This window comes from Nocardiopsis sp. CNR-923 (genome assembly GCF_001942255.1).
In the GTDB taxonomy this organism is placed as follows: Bacteria; Actinomycetota; Actinomycetes; order Streptosporangiales; family Streptosporangiaceae; genus Nocardiopsis.
In genome coordinates this window covers 1-2,217 of record NZ_MKKC01000029.1, presented here as the reverse complement: position 1 = coordinate 2,217, position 2,217 = coordinate 1, and the positions used below count along the sequence as shown (strand labels likewise).

1 protein-coding gene is annotated in these 2,217 nt (G+C 51.7%); it reads left to right on the top strand.

What is annotated here, in order from left to right; all coding sequences use genetic code 11:
• A partial coding sequence (locus BJF83_RS26455; RefSeq protein ID WP_262391246.1) for a hypothetical protein occupies positions 1 to 2,125 on the top strand: 2,125 nt, incomplete at its 5' end.
• Positions 2,126 to 2,217: the final 92 nt, after the last annotated feature.

Genomic DNA, 2,217 nt, shown 5'->3' with positions numbered 1-2,217 from the left:
CCTTTCAGGTGGACCGGCACGGTTTCGTCACCTCGCCTTTTACCTGGGGCTCCACGCCCATGTCAGGGGAACGACGGTTCACACCCCGACGTCACTTTTCTGCTGTTCGGGGCTTTCCTCCCAGCTTCCGAACTCGTTGAGATCACCTCAATGGAAGAGTGCGTTAAAAATGATCGCGTTCGAGTTCAATGAGTGTGAAATCGACACTGGCGTGCTGGGGCGTCGTCAAGCGCATTTTGACGAGTTGCATGCCAAGATCATGGGTCGATCCGGAGAGTTCAATACAATCACTGAGTCGGTCAGCTTTCACTTCGAAGGAATGATCGGCGAGGGTCTTCGAGGCGCGGCGATGGAAAACCAGGATTCATGGAGTAGTTCCATGGTGGCCTGTCAGCATGCCTATGGGATGATCGGAAAGGTCATCACTGATGTGGAATGGTACGAGGAGAAAATTGAGGAGATTAAGTCTCGACTGCGACAAGCGCTTTCAAACAGAATCTCCTTGGGAGATGACGAAGATGATGAGAGTTTGCGAGATGCGATCACTGAAAACCACACCGCAGAAGCAACCGAGGCATGGGAAACATTGAGGCGGAAGTGTGAGGCGACGGAAGTGCGGCTGAGCGAAGGGCCAACTCCGGAGAACATCAGAGAACTTGCAGAAGCAGGGCACATAGGTGTAAATATTGCCTACTATACAACTGGGGATTTGGAATATTTTGTTTTTGAGTCGTCCGAAGCCGTCACCGTAGCAAATTTTATCAAAGATGCTGCAGAGAATGGGAACGCAGGATCAATCGAAGTGCTCGATGGGCAACTCGAGATACTAAACGAACTCATTCTTCGCGGACTCAGGGCGCAGCAGAACGGCGAAGCTCTTTCTGATAGTGAGATAGAATTTCTGGATACGTTCTTTGCGGAATTCGAAATAGTCGAGAATCGAGTAGGGCAAATGAACGGAGATTCGACTCCACAAGATTTCCTTGCCTTCTGGGAGAACCTCAATACCAGTGATCACTTGGACGCCGACACGAGAGACAGTATCAACAGGCACCTTGCCGACGCCATGTTGCTACTTTCAGATGAGTCGCTTGGTGGTGGCCTGGGACGTATACCTGAAGATGTGCAGAACGTCGTCTATGGCCCTGCCCCGGTAGAGACGCGTGATGGTGAATCGACCTACTCGTCCTTTGAAGTCGAAGGTTGGGCAGGAGAATTCTCCAGATTCGAGGCATTTGTTGGGAATGCTGGAATTCGTACCTCTGGAGGTGCAGAATTTTCCGCTTCCATGGTAGCCACAATCTCGCAAATGCTGGGGATGGAAGATCACGTCGTTGTCCCACCTGATGAACAGCATCAAAGAATGATGGATATTGCCTTCAGGAATGAGGAAGCCAATTATATACTCTTGACTGGGGACAACCTGGATGGGAGTGACTATGGGTGGCATGGAAATCATGATAATGTCACTCCGGAAAGCATCCTGGAAGCTCTTTATGCGCATGAGTGGGAAGACGATGGGGATTCTGTAAGAGGCCTCACCGACTGGATATCTGAGTTCGAGGCGAGTGCAGACCAAGAAGAGGTTGACTGGGCGGGAGAAGCGGCTTACTCGCTCATGAATGTACTTTCTGCAGACGGTGGAGAGGGAGGAAACTCTTTCCGCGATGCAGCTGATGGAGACGGTGACTCGCATGATCTCTCCGTGACTGAGATAAATCCGGAGATTGGAGCGGCGCTTACTCGAATCTACCTGACGTATATGGATGATTTCTCCATCGAAGCTGCCGAGAATGGTGGCTTCCGGGAACTTGAAGGGTCAGATGACCTCTACCTGTTCCACGACTCTGGAGACAAAGCCATTCATCTGTCCGAGTCGCAGTGGCAAAACTTCGTTCAGCTCCTAGTGTCGAATGAGGACCTGGCCCCTAATATTGTTGCTGCTCACGAAGATCAGGAGCGAAGGATACTCGAGGAGTACTTCGGGAACGCAGACGTTGAGCTGAATGTCGGGGGAATGGCTGCAGCAGACCTTAGAACTATGCTTGACAACGCGCTAATCGAAGAGTATGTGGATCGTGGACAGGACGAGGAAGAGGCTCGGAAGTCAGCAAACGACCAGTGAGGTGATCCCAGCGAGTTCTATGTCAGGCGCCCGTGTTCGACGTGTGTGAGAACGAGGGCGGCTCTGGCGATGTCCCCGATCTTGCTGGGGCT